Source organism: Micromonospora sp. NPDC047730, assembly GCF_043204765.1.
In the GTDB taxonomy this organism is placed as follows: Bacteria; Actinomycetota; Actinomycetes; order Mycobacteriales; family Micromonosporaceae; genus Micromonospora.
Genome location: NZ_JBIDCU010000019.1, coordinates 60399 through 78615, shown reverse-complemented (window position 1 = coordinate 78615; position 18217 = coordinate 60399). Strand labels below are relative to the sequence as shown.

Sequence of the window (18217 nt, the reverse complement as noted above, 5' to 3'; positions counted from 1 at the left end):
CGATGGTGACCCGGCACGCGCTGGTCCCCGCCACGGCCCCGGATCGCGTCGGTCAGTCCCGGGCCGCCGCCGGCTCCGGGCGGGTCGGGGCGTGGGGCGTGGCGGGCTCGGGGGCGATCCGGCCCGGCCACCAGAAGCGCTCGCCGAGCGCGAACGCCAGCGCCGGCACCAGGACCGTCCGGACGAGCAGGGTGTCCAGCAGGACGCCGATGCAGACGATGATCCCGATCTGGGTCAGCAGGATCAGCGGCAGGACGCCCAGCACGGCGAAGACCGCCGCGAGCAGGATGCCGGCGCTCGTGATGACGCCGCCGGTGACCCGCAGGGCCGACAGCATGCCGTCCCGGGTGCCGGTGCGCCGCGCGTCCTCGCGGGCCCGGGTGACGAGGAAGATGTTGTAGTCGACGCCCAGCGCCACCAGGAACACGAAGGCGAGCAGGAGCACGCCGCTGTCCAGCGCGGGGAACCCGAGCACGTGGTCGAAGATCAGCCACGACGCGCCGATGCTGGCGAAGAACGACGCGATCACGGTGAGCACGAGCAGCGCCGGTGCGATCAGGCCGCGTAGGAGCAGCACGAGTACGGCGCCGACGAGCAGCAGGATGACCGGCAGGATGAGCCGTAGGTCCCTGCCGTCGGCCGCGCCCGAGTCGTGGGTCGCGGCGACCGGGCCGCCCACGACGGCCCCGTCGAACGCGGCGGCGCCCTCGACCGCGGGCGGGGCGGAGCCGGGCACGGCAGCGACCGCGTCGCGCAGCGCCTCGACGGTGCGGTCGGAGGCGGCGGTGCCGGGCTCCGCGTCGAGGACGACGTCGACCTGGGCGACCCGCGCGCCCGCCTCGCCGGGCCGCGCCGAGGCGACGCCGGGCACGGCTGCGGCGGCGTCCGTGACGGCCCGTGCCGCCGAGGGGGTGGTCAGGACCGCGACCGGCTGGGTCGTCCCGGCGGGGAAGGCGCGGGCGAGGGTCTCCGCGCCGGCCACCGCCTCGGGTCTGACCCGGAACTGCTCGGTCTCGGACAGGCCGGTGCGGATGCCGAGCCCGCCGAGGGCGAGCCCCGCGAGCAGCAGCGTCGCGAGCACGGCGACCGGCACCGGACGGCGTTCGACGGCGGCGCCGAGCCGGCCCCACAGCCGGCCCTCGCGGACCGCGCCGCCGACCCGGGGCACGAACGGCCAGAACAGGCCGCGGCCGAAGATCACCAGTGCGGCGGGCAGGACGAACAGCGCGGAGAGCATGGCGAGGACGACGCCCGTCGCGCAGGCCACGGCGAGGGCGCGGTTCAGCTCCCGCTCGGACAGCAGCAGGGTGAGCACGCCGAGCACGACGGTGAAGCCGCTGGCGAGGATGGGCTCGGCGGTGCGGCGCAGCGCGGCGCGCATCGCCACGAAGCGGTCCTCCTCGCGGCGCAGCTCCTCCCGGTAACGGGCGATGAGCAGCAGCGCGTAGTCGGTGGCGGCGCCGAAGACCAGGACGCTGGCGATGCCGGTGACGGCTCCGCCGGGCAGGTTGATGCCGACCGCCGGGACGATCGTGTCGAGGGCGCGCAGCGTGAGCTGCTCGGTCGCCGCGACGACGACGAGCGGCACGATCCACAGGAACGGGCTGCGGTAGGTGATCAGCAGCAGCAGCGCGACGACGCAGGCGGTGACGACGAGCAGCGTGGTGTCGGCGCCGTCGAAGACCTTGGTGAGGTCGGTGGTGAACGCGGGCCCGCCGGTCACCTCGACGGTGAGCGTCTCGGGTACGTCGTCCAGGGAGGCGCGGAGCTCGTCGACCCGGCCGGCGACCTCCTCCTGCCCGCCGCCGGTGGACAGTGGCACGGCGACGAGCGCGACGGTGCCGTCGGGGGAGACCTGCGGTGGGCTGACGCGGCCGTCGGCGGCGAACCGGCCGAGGTCGCCGGACTGTCCGGTGAGCGCCGCGCGGTCGGCCTCGGTGAGCGGCCCGCCGTCGACGCGGCTGACCACGACGATCGCCGGCTGGACGTCGCGGGAGGGCAACTGGTCCTGGAGGCGTTCCACCTGGGTCGACTGCCACTCGACGGACAGGCCGGTGGCGGAGACGGGAGCCGGGTTGTCGGGCTTGGGCAGCCCGAAGACGGCCGCGCCGAGGACGATCGCGGTGACCACGGTGAGCCACGCGGCCGGTCGTCCGCGGGCCACGCGGGTGAACACAGACATCGGATGCCCTCACGGTCTCTCGGCGGGACTGCTTCGACGCAAGACCTCGCCGCCACCGGAAGTATGCCGACCGTCGAGTATCTCGATAATCGAGATTATAGGCTGCTGAGTTATGCTGCAACCGGAGCGGCGGCGGGAGGAAACGGCGGACGTGACAGGCCACGGCATGTACCGGCGGCGCGACACCCGCCGCGAGAAGCTGGTCGCCGAGATCGCGGCCGAGCTGCGGCGCTACTCCGTCGACGCGCAGCACGTCGGGCACGCCTTCGCCAACCTGCACGGGCTGGGCGCCACCGACCTGCAGGCGCTGATCGCGGTGATGGACGCCGAGCTGGCCGGCCAGCCGATCACCCCGGGGCGCCTCGGCGAGCAGCTCAGCCTCTCCTCCGGATCCGTCACCGCGCTGATCGACCGGCTCGAGCGCGCCGGGCACATCCGCCGCGACCGCGACACCGCCGACCGGCGCAAGGTCTTCCTGCACTACGCCGAGCGGGGCGCGGCGCTGGCGACGGACTTCTTCCGCCCGCTGGGCCGGCGCACCGACGAGGTGATGGCCGGCTTCGGCGACGACGAGCTGGAGGTCGTGCACCGGTTCATGGCCGCGATGACCGCCTCGATGCGGGAGCACCGCGACACCGTCCGGGCCGCCCGCGACGAGCCGCCCCGGCGCGCGAAGGGCTGACGTCGTGCTCGACCGGCCGGCCGTCCGGCTCGCCGCCGCCGCGCTGCGGCTGCCGCCCGCGCGCACCCGGCGGGTCACCGTCACCCGCGGCATCGCGGTGCGGGTCCGCGACGGTGTGCCGCTGCGCACCGACCACTACGCCCCGGACCTCCCCGGCGCGCCCACCGTGCTGATCCGTACCCCCTACGGGCGGGGCGGGCCGATGCGGCTGCTCGGCCGGCTGGCCGCCGAGCGAGGCTTCCACGTGGTGATCCAGTCCTGCCGCGGCACGTTCGGCTCGGGCGGCACCTTCGACCCGCTGGTGCACGAGCGCGACGACGGCCTGGACACCCTCGACTGGCTGCGCCGCCAGCCCTGGTGGTCCGGCGCGTTCGGCATGTTCGGCGCGAGCTACCAGGGCTTCGTGCAGTGGGCCCTGGCCGCCGACGCGGGACAGGAGCTGCGGGCGATGGTCGCGGTGGTGACCGCCTCGGGCACCCGCGACTCGACGTACGCCGGGGAGTCCTTCGCCCTGGACACGGTCCTCACCTGGGCGGAGCTGCTCCAGGCGCAGACCGTGCCGTGGCTGGCCCGGCAGTGGGAGCTCAAGCGCGGCCAGCCCCGGCTCACCGCGGCGCTGGCGCACCTGCCGCTGCTGGAGGCGGACCGCGTGGCCACCGGCGTGACGGTGCCGTTCTTCCAGGAGTGGTTGCGCCACCACACTCCGGACGCCGGCTACTGGCGCGACCGCGTCTTCGGCGACCGGATCGCCGAGGTCAGTACCCCGGTGGCGATGGTGACCGGCTGGCACGACATCTTCCTGCCGGCGCAGCTGCGCGACTTCGCGGCGCTGCGCGCGGCCGGTGCCCACCCCCGGCTGACCGTCGGGCCGTGGACCCACGGCAGCCCAGGGCTGTTCGTCGCCGCCCTGCGTGAGGGGCTGGACTGGCTCGACGAGCACCTCGCCGGCCGCCCGCCGCACCGGGCGGAGCGGCGGGGCACCGCCGCCGGCCGGGCGGCCCCGGTCCGGGTGCACGTCGGCGGGGCCGGTGGCGGCTGGCGCGACCTGCCGGACTGGCCCCCGCCAGCCGCGCCGATCCGGTGGCACCTGCACCCGGGCGGCCGGCTGGACACCGCGGCGCCGGTCCCGTCGGCGTCGGATCGCTTCCGCTACGACCCGGCCGACCCGACGCCCTCGCTCGGCGGGCCACTGCTCGTCGCCCAGCGTGCCGGGCCGGTGGACAACCGCCCGGTCGAGGCCCGACCCGACGTGCTGACCTTCACCAGCACCCCGCTAGAAGCGCCCGTCGAAGTGGTCGGCCCGGTACGCGCCGAGATCCACCTCCGCAGCGAACTGTCCCACCTGGACGTCTTCGTGCGACTGTGCGACGTGGACCGGCGCGGCCGGTCCTGGAACGTCTGCGACGGGCTGGTCCGCGTCGCGCCCGGCCGGTACCCCACCGACCCGGAAGGGGTGGTGCGCGTGCCGGTGGAGCTCTGGCCGACGGCTCACCGGTTCGCGCCCGGGCACCGGCTGCGGGTCCAGGTCTCCGGCGGCGCCCATCCGCGATATGCGCGCAACCCCGGCACCGGCGAAGCCCTCGGTGCTGCCGTCACCCTCCGTGCCGGATGGCGAGAAATCCTGCACGACCCGCAGCGACCGTCCGCAGTGGTCCTGCCGATCACGGCGACCCCCACGCAGCTTTCTACCAGTCGAAAAAACCCCTTCTGAGCTGGGCATTCATTCATCGGCGGCGCTATGGTTGGGCCAACGCCCGGCGCTGTGCACCACTCGGCCGGGCTCGCGCGTGCGGCCCCACACCGCCTACGCGGTGTCACCGTCGTGCCCGGCCCCTGACCATCCGCAAGGGGGAATCCCATGACGCGGGCACCGGAGAACCTGTTGACCGTCCGCCGTCTGCTGCTCGACCACCTCGACATCGACCCCGACACCAGTCGCAGCCAGGACCTCGAACCCGACGAGGTCGGCATCGTCGGCGACCCCGCCCACCGGGGCGGCTACCACTGCGGCTCCGACCGGGTGGTGCCCAACGACTACTCCGTCGTCGAGTCGCCGCGCGACTCCGCCGGCCTGACCCTCGACGCGGCGGCGCTCGACGTCGGCCTCTTCGCGGTCGACTCCGGCGGCCGTACGCACGACCTGCGCACCTTCTCCAACTGGTGCGTGGCGCAGTGCGTCGCCAACACCCCGGACAGCCGGGACATCAGGGAGATCATCTACTCCCCGGACGGCAGGGTCGTCCGACGGTGGGACCGCCTGCGCAAGCGAACGAGCGGGGACGACTCCCACCTGTGGCACACCCACTTCAGTTTCTTCCGCGACTCGATCAAGGCGAGACGCGACCAGACCCCGCTGTTTCGCCGCTACCTGACCGCCATCGGACTTCTGGAGGACGACATGAGCGCACAGGCCGAGAGTCAGATCAACAGCATGTACACCGGCATGTTCTACGGCGGGTCGAGCATGGGGCGCAGCGTCGACCCCGACGCGGGCGGCCCCGAGAAGGCCAGCAACAGCATCGTGGCGAAGCTGGACTACACGATGCAGCGGCTCGACACGATCGTCGCGCAGCTCACCGCGCTGTCCAGCAAGGACTTCACCGACGAGCAGGCGATCGTGGCGGGCGTGCTCGCCACCCTCACCCCCGAGAAGATCGCCGCGGCGATCCCCGCCACCATGGCCGCGCAGGTCGCCGACGAACTGAGCCGCCGGCTGGCCGCCTGAGCCGCCGGCGGCCCCGACCGTCGGCGGCCCCGACCGTCGGCGGTCGCGAGCGGGTGTCGAACCGCTGTGCGCGGCGGGACGGAACCGGCAACGACAATTGTGCAATGATTCTTGCGCAACCGTCGTTGCCGATGCCAGACTGGCGGCATGACGAACCCTGAGGTGCGCCAGGTCACCGACTCGCGGGTCCTTGCCGCGCTGTCCCACCCGCTGCGTCGCCGGTTGATGGACGTGCTCAAGGTGCACGGCCCGTCGACCGTCGGCCAGCTCGCCGAGCGGACCGACCAGGCGCCGGCGAACGTCAGCCACCACCTCAGGGTGCTGGCCGGCGCCGAGCTGCTCGAGGAGGCGCCCGAGCTGGCCCGCGACCGCCGGGAACGCTGGTGGCGCCTGGTCAGCCGGGGCGTGCGCTGGTCCCATTCGGACTTCGACGCCGACCCCGCCGCCCGGGCGGTCGCCGACGCCGCCACCTCGCTCAACCTGGACCGGCACGTCGCCCTCGCCCGCGCCTGGCACGCCACCGACGAGGCCCGCCAGGCCGCCTGGCCTTCGGGGCCGTTCTCCACCGACCGCTGGCTGCACCTGACCGACGAGGAACTCGCCGAGCTGGGGCGCGAGGTGAACGACCTGCTCGCCCGGTGGGCCGACCGGGAGGTGCCCGACGACGGGCGGAAACGCGAGCCGGTCTTCCTGTTCGCCTACGGCATTCCGGCCACGCCGTGACGCGGGCCGCCGGCTCCGCGCCGCCCCGTACCCCTGCCGCCGGCGAGACCCCGCCGGCGGCCGCGCCGCCCCCGTCGGGCGACCCGAGGGTACGACGCGGCGGCCTGCTGCGGCACCGGGACTTCCGGCTGCTCTGGGCCGGGCAGACGGCCAGTGCCGTCGGCAGCAACGTCACCACCGTGGCGCTGCCCCTGGTCGCGGTCACCGTGCTCGACGCCGGCGCCTTCGGCGTCGCGGTGCTCACCGCCGCCTCCTGGCTGCCCTGGCTGCTCGTCGGCCTGCCGGTCGGCGCCTGGGTGGACCGGCTGCCGCGCCGGCCCCTGATGATCGCCTGCGACCTGGTCTGCGCGGCGCTGTTCCTCAGCGTCCCGGTCGCCGCCCTGCTCGGCGTGCTGACCGTCGGGCAGCTGCTGGTGGTCGCGCTGGGCGCCGGCCTGGCCCGGGTCTTCTTCGAGACCGCCGACCAGGTCTACCTGCCCGTGCTGCTGCGCCCCGAGCAGGTGCCGGAGGGCAACGCCAAGCTCCAGGCCACCCAGACCGCGAGCTACGTGCTCGGCCCCGGGCTCGCCGGCGGGGTCGCGCAGCTCGCCGGCGCGGTCACGGCGCTGCTGCTCGACGCGCTGAGCTTCCTGTTCTCCGCCGTCTGCCTGCTGCGCATCCGCACCGTCGAGGAGCCTCCCGGGCGCGTGCGGCGGTCCCGGTCGCTGCGACGCGAGATCGGGGAGGGGATCCGGTTCGTCGCCCGGGACCCCTACCTGCGGGCACTCACCGTCTTCGGCGCGGCCAGCAACGTCGGGCTGGTCGGCTACCAGGCCGTCCTGGTGCTCTTCCTCGTCCGGGAGGCGCGCCTCGCGCCCGCGTCGGTCGGCGCGCTGGTCGCGGTGATGAGTCTCGGCGGCATCGTCGGCGCGCTGCTGGCCACCAGGCTCGGCCGGCGCCTCGGCACCGCCCGGGCCCTGCTGCTGGCGGGGGCACTCAGCGGGCCGCCGGCGCTGCTGATCCCGCTCGCCGGCCCCGCGGGCGCGCTGGTGCTGCCGGCGGTCGGCGGCGTGCTGATCAGCCTCGGGGTGGCGGTCGGTAACGTGGTCAAGGGCAGCTTCCGGCAGACCTACACTCCGCACCACCTGCTGGGCCGCGTCACGGTGAGCATGCAGATGCTGAACTACGGCACGATCCCGCTGGCCGCGCTGCTGGCCGGGGCGGTCGGCGCGGCGTACGGGACCGGCACCGCGATCGCGGTGATGACCGGCTGGCTGGCGCTCACCCCGGTGATCCTGCTGGTCGGGCCGCTGCGGCGGCGCCGGGACCTGCCCGCCGCGCCGGAGGTGCCCTGAACGCGCTGCGGCGGCGGCCGGCTCCCGGCCGCCGCCACCGGCACGGATCTACATCGGGCGGACGTTGTCCGCCTGCGGACCCTTCTGCCCCTGGGTCACCTCGAACTCGACCTTCTGGCCCTCGTTCAGCTCCCGGTAACCGCTCGTCGCGATGGCCGAGTAGTGGACGAAGACGTCCGGCCCTCCGCCGTCCTGCTCGATGAAGCCGAAGCCCTTTTCCGAGTTGAACCACTTAACCGTGCCGGTTGCCATGCATCTCTCCCTGTTCCCAAGCGGGTGATCCCTCGGTGCTCGACCGATGATCGCCCGGTACCTCCCCGACAGTAACCGGCCGAACGCCGATCTGCTGGCCGAAGTGCCGTAGGCGGCGTGGTGAACTCTTGGGGCCACTGGGCGAAAGCCGCGCGGCGACCGGCTCGCTGGGGCATGCTTGCGCCGGTGAGAGGTGCCGCAGCCGTCGCGCTGACCGAGCTGGAGCGCGAGATCGACGCTCCGGGCGCCGGCCTGGACCGGCTCCGGCTGGTGCGGGCGCCGTTCGTGCCCGAGGTGCGGCTGCACCTGGCCGAGGACGCCATCGTGTGGTGGGCCCGGATGGAGGCGCACGCCGGGCACGCCCTGCCGCCGCCGTACTGGGCCTCGGTCTGGGCCGGCGGGCAGGCCCTCGCCCGTCACCTGCTCGACCATCCCGACCTCGCCGCCGGGCGGCGGGTGCTCGACCTGGCCGCCGGGTCCGGCCTGGTGGCGATCGCCGCCGCGCTCGCCGGCGCCGACCGCGTGGTCGCCAACGACATCGACCCGTACGCGGTCGCGGCGGTGACCGTCAACGCCCGCGCCAACCGGGTGACGGTCGCGGCCACCGGCGGCGACCTGCTCGACTCCGATCCGTCCGAGGTGGACCTGCTGGTGGCCGGGGACGTGCTCTACGACGAGGCGATGACGGCGCGGGTGCTGCCCTTCCTGCGCCGGGCCGCCGCGACCGGCGCGGACGTGCTCGTCGGCGAACCCGGGCGGGGGCACCTGCCGCCGGACGTGCTGGCGGCCGTGACGAGCTATGTCCTGCCGACCACCGAGCCCGCCGTCGACACGCCCGTCCGGCGGGTCCAGGTGCTGCGCCCCCGGTGACCCCGGGCTCCTCAGGGTCGACCCCGACCCGGATACCAGGGGGCGGTGGGGGATCGGACCCGATGCCCGGGGTGGCCGGGCGGTCATAGCGTACGGGGCATGGCGGATTGGCTGGCCCAGGTCGGAGAGCTTCCCACCACCCTGCTCATGGGGGTGCTCGGGGTGGTGATGCTCTTCGACGCCGTACCGCTGCTCGGCGTGCTGGTCCCGGGGGACGTGGCGATTCTGGCCGCCATGGGGGTCGGCGGCCCGGTCACCGGCGTCGCCACCTTCGCCGTCGTGGTGGCCGGCTGCCTCTCCGGGTGGTCGCTGAGCTTCCTCGCCGGCCGCCGGTACGGGGACCGGCTGCGCCACAGCCGGATCGGCGGGTGGATCGGCGAGGAACGCTGGGCGGCGGCGGAGGGGATCCTGCGGCGCGGGGGCGGCCGGATGGTGCTGGTCGCGCCCTTCCTGCCGGTGTTCAACGCGCTGCTGCCGCTGGCGGCGGGCGGGCTGCGGATGTCGTACCGGCGCTTCCTGGGCTGCGCGACGGTCGGCGCGGCGGCCTGGGCCGGGCTCTACCTGGTGCTGGGGACCGCCTCGCGGTCGCTGGCCGGGCTGCTGCCCGGGGAGTCCAGCCCGATGCTGGTCACCATGGCGGTCGGGCTGCTGCTGGCGGGGGTGGTGCTGATGGGTACGCGGCGCCGGCTGCGGGCGGTCACCGGGGGCTGACCGCCGCCCAACGGGGGAGCGGGGCCGGGCGCGCGACGCGCCCGGCCCCGCCGGTGCTCACCAGCCCCGGGCGCGCCACTGGGGCAGCGCCGGGCGCTCCGCGCCGAGCGTGCTGTCCTTGCCGTGGCCGGGGTAGAACCAGGTGTCGTCGGGCAACCGGTCGAACAGCTTGTGCTCCACGTCGTCGATCAGCGCGGCGAAGCGCTCCGGGTCCTTGTCGGTGTTGCCGACCCCGCCCGGAAAGAGGCTGTCGCCGGTGAACAGGTGTGGCGTCCCGGCCGGGTCGCGGTAGAGCAGCGCGATCGAGCCGGGGGTGTGCCCCTTGATGTGGATGACCTCCAACGCGCAGTCGCCCACCGGCACGGTGTCGCCGTCGGCCAGCGTCTCCGCCTCGATCGGCAGCCCCGCCGCGTCGTCGGCGTGCACCAGCGGGCGGGCGCCCGTCTTGGCGACCACCTCCTCCAGCGCCACCCAGTGGTCCATGTGCTGGTGGGTGGTGACCACGGTGCCCAGCCCCGCGTCGCCGACCAGGTCGAGCAGGCGCGGGGCCTCGTTCGCCGCGTCGATCAGCACCTGCTCGCCGGTGGCCCGGCAGCGCAGCAGATAGGCGTTGTTGTCCATCGGGCCCACCGACACCTTGGTGATGGTGAGCGCGTCGAGCTCGCGTACGGCCGGCGCACCGCCGGGCGTGACGTCTCCGCTGTAGGTCATCGTTGGCTATATCCATTCCGGTGGTTGCGGCAGGGGGCCGTCGGGGGTGACGGCCAGCACGGTGCCGGGGCTGCGGCCGATCAGCCAGGCGGCGAGTTCGGGGGCGGAGCCGGCAACCGTGGGCGCGGCCGAGCGGTCGCCGACGACGAGCTCGTGCCGGCTGCCGTCGAAGCGCAGCACCATCGGCGGCACGTCGGCGCGGCCGGCGAGGTCGCCGGCGACCTCGTGCAGCAGCCGGTGGCCGAACGACTCGGGCCAGTCGGCCGGTCGGTAACCGGCGTCGAGGTCCACGTGGTGCACCTCGATCTCGCGCAGCCGGCCCCAGACCAGCATGGCCGTCGGCCACGGGCCGCGCCGGGTCTGGACCGTGCCCGCCCACGCCTCGACGGGCATCGCCGCGACCGCCTCGGCGAACCGGTCGGCCGAGCGGCGCAGGTCGTCGAGGTGGGCCTCGGGCGGCCGGGGAGCGCCGGCCTCGATGTCGGCCTCCCGGGCCGTCGCGGAGGCGTACATCGGGACGGGCTCGCCGGTGCGGGCCGCGGTGAACAGGTTGACGAATCCGTCGGCGTTGCGGGCCAGGTGTGCCAGCACGTGCCCGCGGGTCCAGCCGGGCAGCAGGGAGGCGGCGGCGACGTCCGCACCGTCGAAGGTGGCCGCGGTCCGCAGCAGGCGGTCCGTGGCCGCGTCCACCTCGCCGGTCAGCAGGAGTGGATCAGTGGTCACGTACCGACCCTAACCGTCGGGCCGCCCCGAGTCGCCGGGGAAATCGCTTTCGGCGCGTCGTCGCGCGCCCTACCGTCGGCGTCGGACGCGGCACCGGAAGTCGGGGAGGAGGTGGTGACGTTGCCGGTCGCAGCACGCGTGCACCACCCGCTCCGACACCGACAAGGAATGCCATGACCATCGATATCACCGCCCTCGGCTGGGACGCCGACCGGGCGGCACACGTACGACGGCGCAACGACCACCGCCCGGGCCGGGTGGCCCGGGTGGACCGGGGCGTCTGCACCGTGCTCTGTGCGGACGGCCCGGTCCGCGCCACCCTGGGCGGGGCGGTCCTGGCCGCCGCCGCCCGGGACCTGACCCGCCTGCCCTGCGCCGGCGACTGGGTGCTGCTGGGCACCTGGCCGGACCGCAACGTGACCGTGGAGGCGGTGCTGCCGCGGCGCACCGCCCTGGTCCGGCGGACCGCCGGCAAGGACGCCAGCGGCCAGGTGCTGGCCGCCAACCTGGACGCCGCCGCGGTGGTGGAGCCGGTGCATCCGGAACCGGACACCGGCCGGATCGAGCGGCTGCTGTCCCTGGCGCACGAGTCGGGCGCCCGGCCGCTGGTGGTGCTCACCAAGGCCGACCTGGCGGCCGACCCGCAGGCGGTGGCACGCCAGCTCGCCGCCGTCGCCCCCGGGGTGCCGGTGCTGGCCGTCAGCGCCGAGCGCGGCACCGGGCTGGAGCCGCTGCGCGCCGAGGTGGCGCCCGGCCGCACGCTCGGCCTGCTCGGCCCGTCCGGTGCCGGCAAGTCGAGCCTGGTCAACGCGCTGGCCGGGGCCGTGGTGATGCCCACCCAGGCGATCCGGCGCGTCGACGGCAAGGGCCGGCACACCACCACGTGGCGGGCGTTGGTCCCGGTGCCCGGCGGCGGGGCGGTGCTGGACACCCCGGGGGTACGGGCCGTGGGCCTGCTGGATGGCTCGGCGGGGCTGGACCGGGCGTTCGCCGACATCGCCGAGCTGGCCACCGGCTGCCGGTACGCCGACTGCGGGCACGACGGGGAGCCCGGCTGCGCGGTGCGCGAGGCGCTGGAGAACGGCGAGCTGCCGGCGCGGCGCTGGGAGAGCTGGCGCCGGTTGCAGCGGGAGGTGGCGTACGAGAGCCGGCGGCGCGAGGCGCGGCTGGCCGCCGAGCGGCGCGGCGGCTGGCGCTCCGCCCGCCGGCGGGCCGCCCGCCCCTGACGGGGTCGTCGCGCGACAGCGGCCGGTCGGCGCGTGGCGCTCGACCGGCCGCGGGCGCTCGGCCCGTGCCAGGGGGTGGCCGGCGGCGCGGCCGACCGGGCTGAGCTGGGGGAATGTGCCGGCGGGGAAAAGTGTCGTACCTCGGGGCTAGAGTTGCCGGGGCGCCTTTCCTGTGCGCAGACAACCGCTCAGACCAGTCTCAGAGCGGACATTTCCTCCTCATCTTCTTCACCCGGGAGTACACGGACAGTGGCCGACCGACTGATCATCCGTGGCGCGCGCGAGCACAACCTGCGTGACGTCAGTCTCGACCTGCCCCGGGATGCCCTGATCGTCTTCACCGGGCTCTCCGGGTCGGGCAAGTCGAGCCTGGCCTTCGACACGATCTTCGCCGAGGGGCAGCGCCGCTACGTCGAGTCGCTGTCGTCGTACGCGCGGCAGTTCCTCGGCCAGATGGACAAGCCGGACGTCGACTTCATCGAGGGCCTCAGCCCGGCCGTCTCCATCGACCAGAAGTCCACCTCGCGTAACCCGCGCTCGACGGTGGGCACCATCACGGAGGTCTACGACTACCTCCGGCTGCTGTTCGCCCGCATCGGCGAGCCGCACTGCCCGGTCTGCGGCGAGCGGATCTCCCGGCAGACCCCGCAGCAGATCGTCGACCGGGTCCTCGCCATGGCCGAGGGCACCCGGTTCATGGTGCTCGCGCCGGTGGTGCGCGGCCGCAAGGGCGAGTACGTCGACCTCTTCGCCGAGCTCCAGGCCAAGGGCTACGCCCGGGCCCGGGTCGACGGCGTGGTGCACCCGCTGACCGAGCCGCCGAAGCTGAAGAAGCAGGAGAAGCACACCATCGAGGTGGTGATCGACCGGCTCGCCGTCAAGCCGAGCGCCAAGCAGCGGCTGACCGACTCGGTCGAGGCCGCCCTGGGCCTCTCCAACGGCCTCGTGCTGCTCGACTTCGTCGACCTGGCCGAGGGCGACCCGGAGCGCGAGCGGCGCTACTCCGAGCACCTGGCCTGCCCCAACGACCACCCGCTCGCCATCGAGGACCTGGAGCCCCGGGTCTTCTCCTTCAACGCGCCCTACGGCGCGTGCCCCGAGTGCACCGGCATCGGCACCAAGAAGGAGGTCGACCCGGAGCTGCTCGTCCCCGACCCCGAGCGCAGCCTGCGCGAGGGCGCCATCCAGCCCTGGTCGACCGGGCACAACCTGGAATACTTCCTCCGCCTGCTGGAGGCCCTCGGCGAGGCCGAGCACTTCGACGTCGACACCCCGTGGCGAGCCCTGCCGTCCCGGGCGCAGAAGACGATCCTGCACGGCTCCGACGACCAGGTGCACGTGCGCTACCGCAACAAGTTCGGCCGAGAGCGCTCCTACTACACCGGCTTCGAGGGCGTGGTGCAGTGGATCGAGCGCCGGCACACCGACACCGAGTCGGAGTGGTCGCGCGAGAAGTACGAGGGCTACATGCGGGACGTGCCGTGCGCGGCCTGCGGCGGCGCCCGGCTCAAGCCCGAGGTGCTCGCGGTGACCCTGGCCGGCAAGAGCATCGCCGAGGTCTGCAACCTGTCGGTCGGCGAGGCCGCCGACCTGCTCGCCGGCATCGAGCTGACCGACCGGCAGAAGATGATCGCCGAGCGGGTGCTCAAGGAGATCAACGCCCGGCTGAAGTTCCTGCTCGACGTCGGCCTGGACTACCTCTCCCTGGACCGCCCGGCCGGCACCCTCTCCGGTGGCGAGGCGCAGCGCATCCGGCTGGCCACCCAGATCGGCTCCGGCCTGGTCGGGGTGCTCTACGTGCTCGACGAGCCGTCGATCGGGCTGCACCAGCGGGACAACCACCGGCTCATCGAGACCCTGGTCCGGCTGCGCGGCCTGGGCAACACGCTGATCGTGGTCGAGCACGACGAGGACACCATCCGCACCGCCGACTGGATCGTCGACATCGGCCCGGGCGCCGGCGAGCACGGCGGCAAGATCGTGCACAGCGGCTCGGTGCCGGCGCTGCTGGAGAACCCGGAATCGGTGACCGGGGCGTACCTGTCCGGCCGCCGGTCCATTCCGACGCCGCAGCAGCGTCGCCCGCAGACCCCCGGCCGGGAGCTGGTCGTGCACGGCGCGCGCGAGCACAACCTGCGCAACCTGACCGTGTCGTTCCCGCTGGGTCAGCTCATCGCGGTCACCGGGGTCAGCGGCTCCGGCAAGTCCACGCTGGTCAACGACATCCTCTACGCGGTGCTGGCCAACCAGATCAACGGCGCGCGGCTGGTTCCCGGCCGGCACACCCGGGTCTCCGGGCTGGAGCACGTCGACAAGGTGGTCGGTGTCGACCAGTCGCCGATCGGGCGGACGCCGCGGTCCAACCCGGCCACCTACACCGGGGTCTGGGACCACGTCCGCAAGCTCTTCGCGGAGACCACCGAGGCCAAGGTCCGGGGGTACGGTCCGGGCCGGTTCTCGTTCAACGTCAAGGGCGGACGCTGTGAGGCGTGTTCCGGCGACGGCACGATCAAGATCGAGATGAACTTCCTGCCCGACGTGTACGTCCCGTGCGAGGTCTGCAAGGGCGCCCGCTACAACCGGGAGACCCTGGAGGTCCACTACAAGGGCAAGACCGTCTCGGACGTGTTGGAGATGCCGATCGAGGAGGCGGCGGAGTTCTTCTCCGCCATCCCGGCCATCCACCGGCACCTCAGGACGCTGGTGGACGTCGGCCTGGGCTACGTCCGGCTCGGCCAGCCCGCGCCGACGCTGTCCGGCGGCGAGGCGCAGCGGGTCAAGCTCGCCTCGGAGCTGCAGAAGCGCTCCACCGGCCGGACGGTCTACGTCCTCGACGAGCCGACCACCGGCCTGCACTTCGAGGACATCCGCAAGCTGCTGATGGTGCTGGAGGGGCTGGTCGACAAGGGCAACACGGTGATCACGATCGAGCACAACCTCGACGTGATCAAGTCGGCCGACTGGCTGATCGACATGGGCCCCGAGGGCGGTCACCGGGGCGGCACGGTGCTCGCCACCGGCACCCCCGAGGAGGTCGCCGAGGTGCCCGAGAGCCACACCGGGCAGTTCCTGCGGCAGGTGCTCAGGCTCGACGGCGAGGCCAAGGGTGCGGCGGCGGCCACCTCCCGGGCGGCCAAGGCCAACGGCGCGAAGTCCCGCGCGCGGAAGGTCCCGGCCGGGGCCCGCTGAGGCGCGCCGGCACCCATCCGGGCGGGCCGCCGGGCCCGTCTGGCCAGCCTGGCACTCGCCGACCGGGTGAACCGTCGGGCACAGTGTTGCGTGTACCCGAGCATGGCCGCGGATCATCACTGGGCGGCGGCAGCCGAGAGAGAGGCAAGGCATGAGTGACGAGCAGGAGCTGACCGGGCCGGCGACGCAGACCCGGCGTGCCCTTCTCACGGGCGCCGGCGCGGTCGGCGCTGCGGTGGTCCTGGCTGCCTGCGGCAGCGACGACTCCGGCGGCGGCGCGGCTCCGACCAGCGGCGGCCCGGCGGTGCCCAGCAGCGGCGACGCCGGCGGCGGTGACCGCGCGGGTGCGCAGTCGTTGGCCCGCACCGCCGACATCCCGGTCGGCGGCGGCGCCGTATACCCCGCCCAGGGCGTGGTGGTCACGCAGCCGACCGCCGGTGATTTCAAGGCCTTCGACTCGATCTGCACGCACCAGGGCTGCCCGGTGACCAACGTCGACGGCGGCACCATCAACTGCACCTGCCACTTCAGCAAGTTCTCCATCGAGGACGGCTCGGTGAAGGGCGGCCCGGCCACCAAGCCTCTCCCACCGAAGAACATCAAGGTCACGGGCGACCAGATCTCGCTGGCCTGACCGGACGCACCGCGGCCGGCGACCCCACCGGGTCGTCGGCCGTCGTCATCCCGTCGTGGCGTCCGCCGTCGCCGTCGCCGTCGTCCGCCGGCCGGCTGGCCGGGGCTCCCCGGAGGGCGGCCGGCGGCAGGAACCGCTCCAGCACCAGGATGCCGGCCGCGCCGCCGGCGGGTCGTCCACCAGGGCAGGGCGGGCAGGGCGGCGCCGCGCTCCTGACGGGGGCTGTCGGGGGTGCGGACTAGGCTTGCTGCCGTGGCTGACCCCTCGACCTACCGTCCCGCGCCCGGCACGATCCCGGAGTCACCGGGGGTCTACCGGTTCCGCGACGGCACCGGCCGGGTGATCTACGTCGGCAAGGCGAAGAACCTGCGCAGCCGCCTCAACTCCTACTTCGCGGACCTGTGGGGCCTGCACCAGCGCACCCAGCAGATGGTCACCACCGCCGAGTCGGTCGACTGGGTCACGGTCGGCACCGAGGTCGAGGCGCTCCAGCTCGAATACACCTGGATCAAGCAGTACGACCCGCGCTTCAACGTCCGCTACCGCGACGACAAGTCGTACCCCTACCTGGCGGTCACCCTCGACGAGGAGTTCCCGCGTCTGCAGGTGATGCGGGGCGCCAAGCGCAAGGGGGTGCGCTACTTCGGGCCCTACTCGCACGCGTGGGCGATCCGCGAGACGCTCGACCTGCTGCTGCGGGTCTTCCCGGCCCGCACCTGCTCCGCCGGGGTGTTCAAGCGCGCCGGCCAGGTCGGCCGCCCCTGCCTGCTGGGCTACATCGGCAAGTGCTCGGCGCCGTGCGTCGGCAGCGTCACCCCTGAGCGGCACCGCGAGATCGTCGACGGTTTCTGCGAGTTCATGGCCGGCCGCACCGACACGATGGTCCGCAAGCTGGAACGGGAGATGACCGAGGCCAGCGAGCAGTTGGAGTTCGAGCGGGCGGCCCGGCTGCGCGACGACATCGCCGCGTTGCGCCGGGCGATGGAGAAGCAGACGGTGGTGCTCGGCGACGGCACCGACGCCGACGTGGTCGCGTTCGCCGACGACCCCCTGGAGGCGGCCGTCCAGGTGTTCCACGTCCGCGACGGCCGGGTCCGGGGCCAGCGCGGCTGGGTGGTGGAGAAGACGGAGGACCTGACCACGGGCGACCTGGTGCACCACTTCTGCACCCAGGTCTACGGCGGCGAGCAGGGCGAGGCCGACGTGCCGCGCGAGCTGCTCGTGCCGGAGCTGCCCGCCGACGCCGTCGCGCTGGCCGACTGGCTCTCCAGCCACCGGGGCAGCAGGGTGACGCTGCGGGTGCCGCAGCGCGGCGACAAGCGGTCCCTGCTGGAGACGGTCGAGCGCAACGCCAAGGACGCGCTCGCGCGGCACAAGCTGCGCCGCGCCGGCGACCTGACCACCCGGAGCAAGGCCCTCGACGAGATCAGCGAGGCGCTCGACATGCGCACCTCGCCGCTGCGCATCGAGTGCTTCGACATCTCACAGATGCAGGGCACCGACGTGGTGGCCAGCATGGTCGTCTTCGAGGACGGGCTGCCCCGCAAGAGCGAATACCGACGGTTCATCATCCGTGGCGCCACCGACGACCTCTCCGCCATGTCGGAGGTGCTGCGCCGCCGCTTCGCCCGCTATCTCGACGCCCGCGCCGAGACCGGCGAGGTGGGCGTCGAGCCGGCCGACGACCCCGACGCCCCGGCCGGGCAGGCCGGGCCCGACGAGCCGCGGGTCGGCACCCTGATCGACCCGACCACCGGCCGGCTGCGCAAGTTCGCGTACCCGCCGCAGCTGGTGGTGGTCGACGGCGGCGCGCCCCAGGTCGCGGCGGCGGCCCAGGCCCTCGCGGAGCTGGGCGTCGACGACGTGGCGCTCTGTGGCCTGGCGAAGCGGCTGGAGGAGGTCTGGCTGCCCGACGACGAGTTCCCGGTCATCCTGCCGCGCACGTCCGAGGGGCTCTACCTGCTGCAACGGGTGCGCGACGAGGCCCACCGCTTCGCCATCACCTTCCACCGGCAGCGGCGCTCGAAGCGGATGACCGAGTCGGCGCTGGACAGGGTCCCCGGCCTGGGCGAGGTGCGGCGCAAGGCGCTGCTGCGGCACTTCGGCTCACTCAAGCGGCTCTCCGCCGCCACCGTCGAGGAGATCACCGAGGTGCCCGGCGTCGGTCGGCGCACCGCCGAGGCGATCCTCGCCGCCCTCGGCGGCGGTGAGCCGCCCGCGCGGTCCTGACCGCCAGTCCAGACGCCTCTGCTCCG

Annotated in this window: 15 protein-coding genes; 11 read left to right on the top strand and 4 right to left on the bottom strand. The window is 74.0% G+C overall.

Annotated elements, in window-relative coordinates; genetic code table 11:
• Positions 1 to 52: 52 nt before the first annotated feature.
• The gene (locus ACGF5G_RS30170; protein ID WP_393268961.1) at positions 53 to 2182 is read right to left on the bottom strand and encodes an MMPL family transporter; all 2130 of its coding nucleotides are present in this window, start codon (positions 2180 to 2182) and stop codon (positions 53 to 55) included.
• Between the two features lie 166 nt (positions 2183 to 2348).
• On the opposite strand from ACGF5G_RS30170, the gene ACGF5G_RS30165 reads away from it, so the two are divergent.
• From ACGF5G_RS30165 to ACGF5G_RS30145, 5 genes are all read left to right on the top strand, one after another.
• Positions 2349 to 2864, top strand: a complete 516-nt coding sequence (locus ACGF5G_RS30165; RefSeq protein WP_350709378.1) for a MarR family transcriptional regulator — start codon at positions 2349 to 2351, stop codon at positions 2862 to 2864.
• Positions 2865 to 2868: 4 nt separating this feature from the next.
• Positions 2869 to 4575 carry a CocE/NonD family hydrolase gene (locus ACGF5G_RS30160; RefSeq protein WP_393268958.1) on the top strand — a complete coding sequence of 569 codons (1707 nt, stop codon included), beginning with the start codon at positions 2869 to 2871 and terminating at the stop codon, positions 4573 to 4575.
• A 147-nt stretch (positions 4576 to 4722) separates the two neighbouring features.
• Positions 4723 to 5589: a hypothetical protein gene (locus ACGF5G_RS30155; RefSeq protein WP_393268956.1), complete on the top strand. Its 867-nt coding sequence runs from the start codon at positions 4723 to 4725 to the stop codon at positions 5587 to 5589.
• 147 nt (positions 5590 to 5736) lie between these two features.
• The gene (locus ACGF5G_RS30150) at positions 5737 to 6312 is read left to right on the top strand and encodes an ArsR/SmtB family transcription factor (protein WP_393268953.1); all 576 of its coding nucleotides are present in this window, start codon (positions 5737 to 5739) and stop codon (positions 6310 to 6312) included.
• Positions 6309 to 7646 (top strand): MFS transporter, encoded by a 1338-nt coding sequence (locus ACGF5G_RS30145; protein ID WP_393268951.1) that lies wholly within the window; start codon positions 6309 to 6311, stop codon positions 7644 to 7646. The genes ACGF5G_RS30150 and ACGF5G_RS30145 overlap by 4 nt, the downstream gene beginning before the upstream one ends.
• 48 nt (positions 7647 to 7694) lie before the next feature.
• On the opposite strand, the gene ACGF5G_RS30140 is transcribed toward ACGF5G_RS30145, so the two are convergent.
• Positions 7695 to 7898 (bottom strand): cold-shock protein, encoded by a 204-nt coding sequence (locus ACGF5G_RS30140; RefSeq protein WP_007072071.1) that lies wholly within the window; start codon positions 7896 to 7898, stop codon positions 7695 to 7697.
• 174 nt (positions 7899 to 8072) lie between these two features.
• Between ACGF5G_RS30140 and ACGF5G_RS30135 the strand changes: the two genes are divergently transcribed.
• Entirely contained in the window at positions 8073 to 8768 is a 696-nt protein-coding gene (locus ACGF5G_RS30135) for a class I SAM-dependent methyltransferase (RefSeq protein WP_393268948.1), read from the top strand.
• 99 nt (positions 8769 to 8867) lie between these two features.
• On the top strand, positions 8868 to 9479 hold the full coding sequence (locus ACGF5G_RS30130; protein ID WP_393268945.1) for a DedA family protein: 612 nt from the start codon (positions 8868 to 8870) through the stop codon (positions 9477 to 9479).
• A 57-nt stretch (positions 9480 to 9536) separates the two neighbouring features.
• Here ACGF5G_RS30130 and ACGF5G_RS30125 read toward each other — a convergent pair whose 3' ends face one another.
• Both ACGF5G_RS30125 and ACGF5G_RS30120 read right to left on the bottom strand, forming a co-directional pair.
• On the bottom strand, positions 9537 to 10190 hold the full coding sequence (locus ACGF5G_RS30125; RefSeq protein ID WP_350709178.1) for an MBL fold metallo-hydrolase: 654 nt from the start codon (positions 10188 to 10190) through the stop codon (positions 9537 to 9539).
• Positions 10191 to 10196: 6 nt separating this feature from the next.
• Positions 10197 to 10913, bottom strand: coding sequence for a maleylpyruvate isomerase family mycothiol-dependent enzyme (locus ACGF5G_RS30120; protein ID WP_393268943.1), 717 nt, complete (start codon positions 10911 to 10913; stop codon positions 10197 to 10199).
• 173 nt (positions 10914 to 11086) lie between these two features.
• Here ACGF5G_RS30120 and rsgA point away from each other — a divergent pair, with 173 nt between their 5' ends.
• From rsgA to uvrC, 4 genes are all read left to right on the top strand, one after another.
• A complete protein-coding gene (gene rsgA / locus ACGF5G_RS30115; protein WP_393268941.1) occupies positions 11087 to 12139 on the top strand; it encodes a ribosome small subunit-dependent GTPase A in 1053 nt (350 codons plus the stop codon).
• Positions 12140 to 12388: 249 nt separating this feature from the next.
• Positions 12389 to 15328, top strand: a complete 2940-nt coding sequence (gene uvrA, locus ACGF5G_RS30110; protein ID WP_393268939.1) for an excinuclease ABC subunit UvrA — start codon at positions 12389 to 12391, stop codon at positions 15326 to 15328.
• A 151-nt stretch (positions 15329 to 15479) separates the two neighbouring features.
• Positions 15480 to 15962: a Rieske (2Fe-2S) protein gene (locus ACGF5G_RS30105; protein ID WP_393268937.1), complete on the top strand. Its 483-nt coding sequence runs from the start codon at positions 15480 to 15482 to the stop codon at positions 15960 to 15962.
• Between the two features lie 252 nt (positions 15963 to 16214).
• Positions 16215 to 18191 (top strand): excinuclease ABC subunit UvrC, encoded by a 1977-nt coding sequence (uvrC, locus tag ACGF5G_RS30100; RefSeq protein WP_393268934.1) that lies wholly within the window; start codon positions 16215 to 16217, stop codon positions 18189 to 18191.
• The last annotated feature ends 26 nt before the right edge of the window (positions 18192 to 18217 follow it).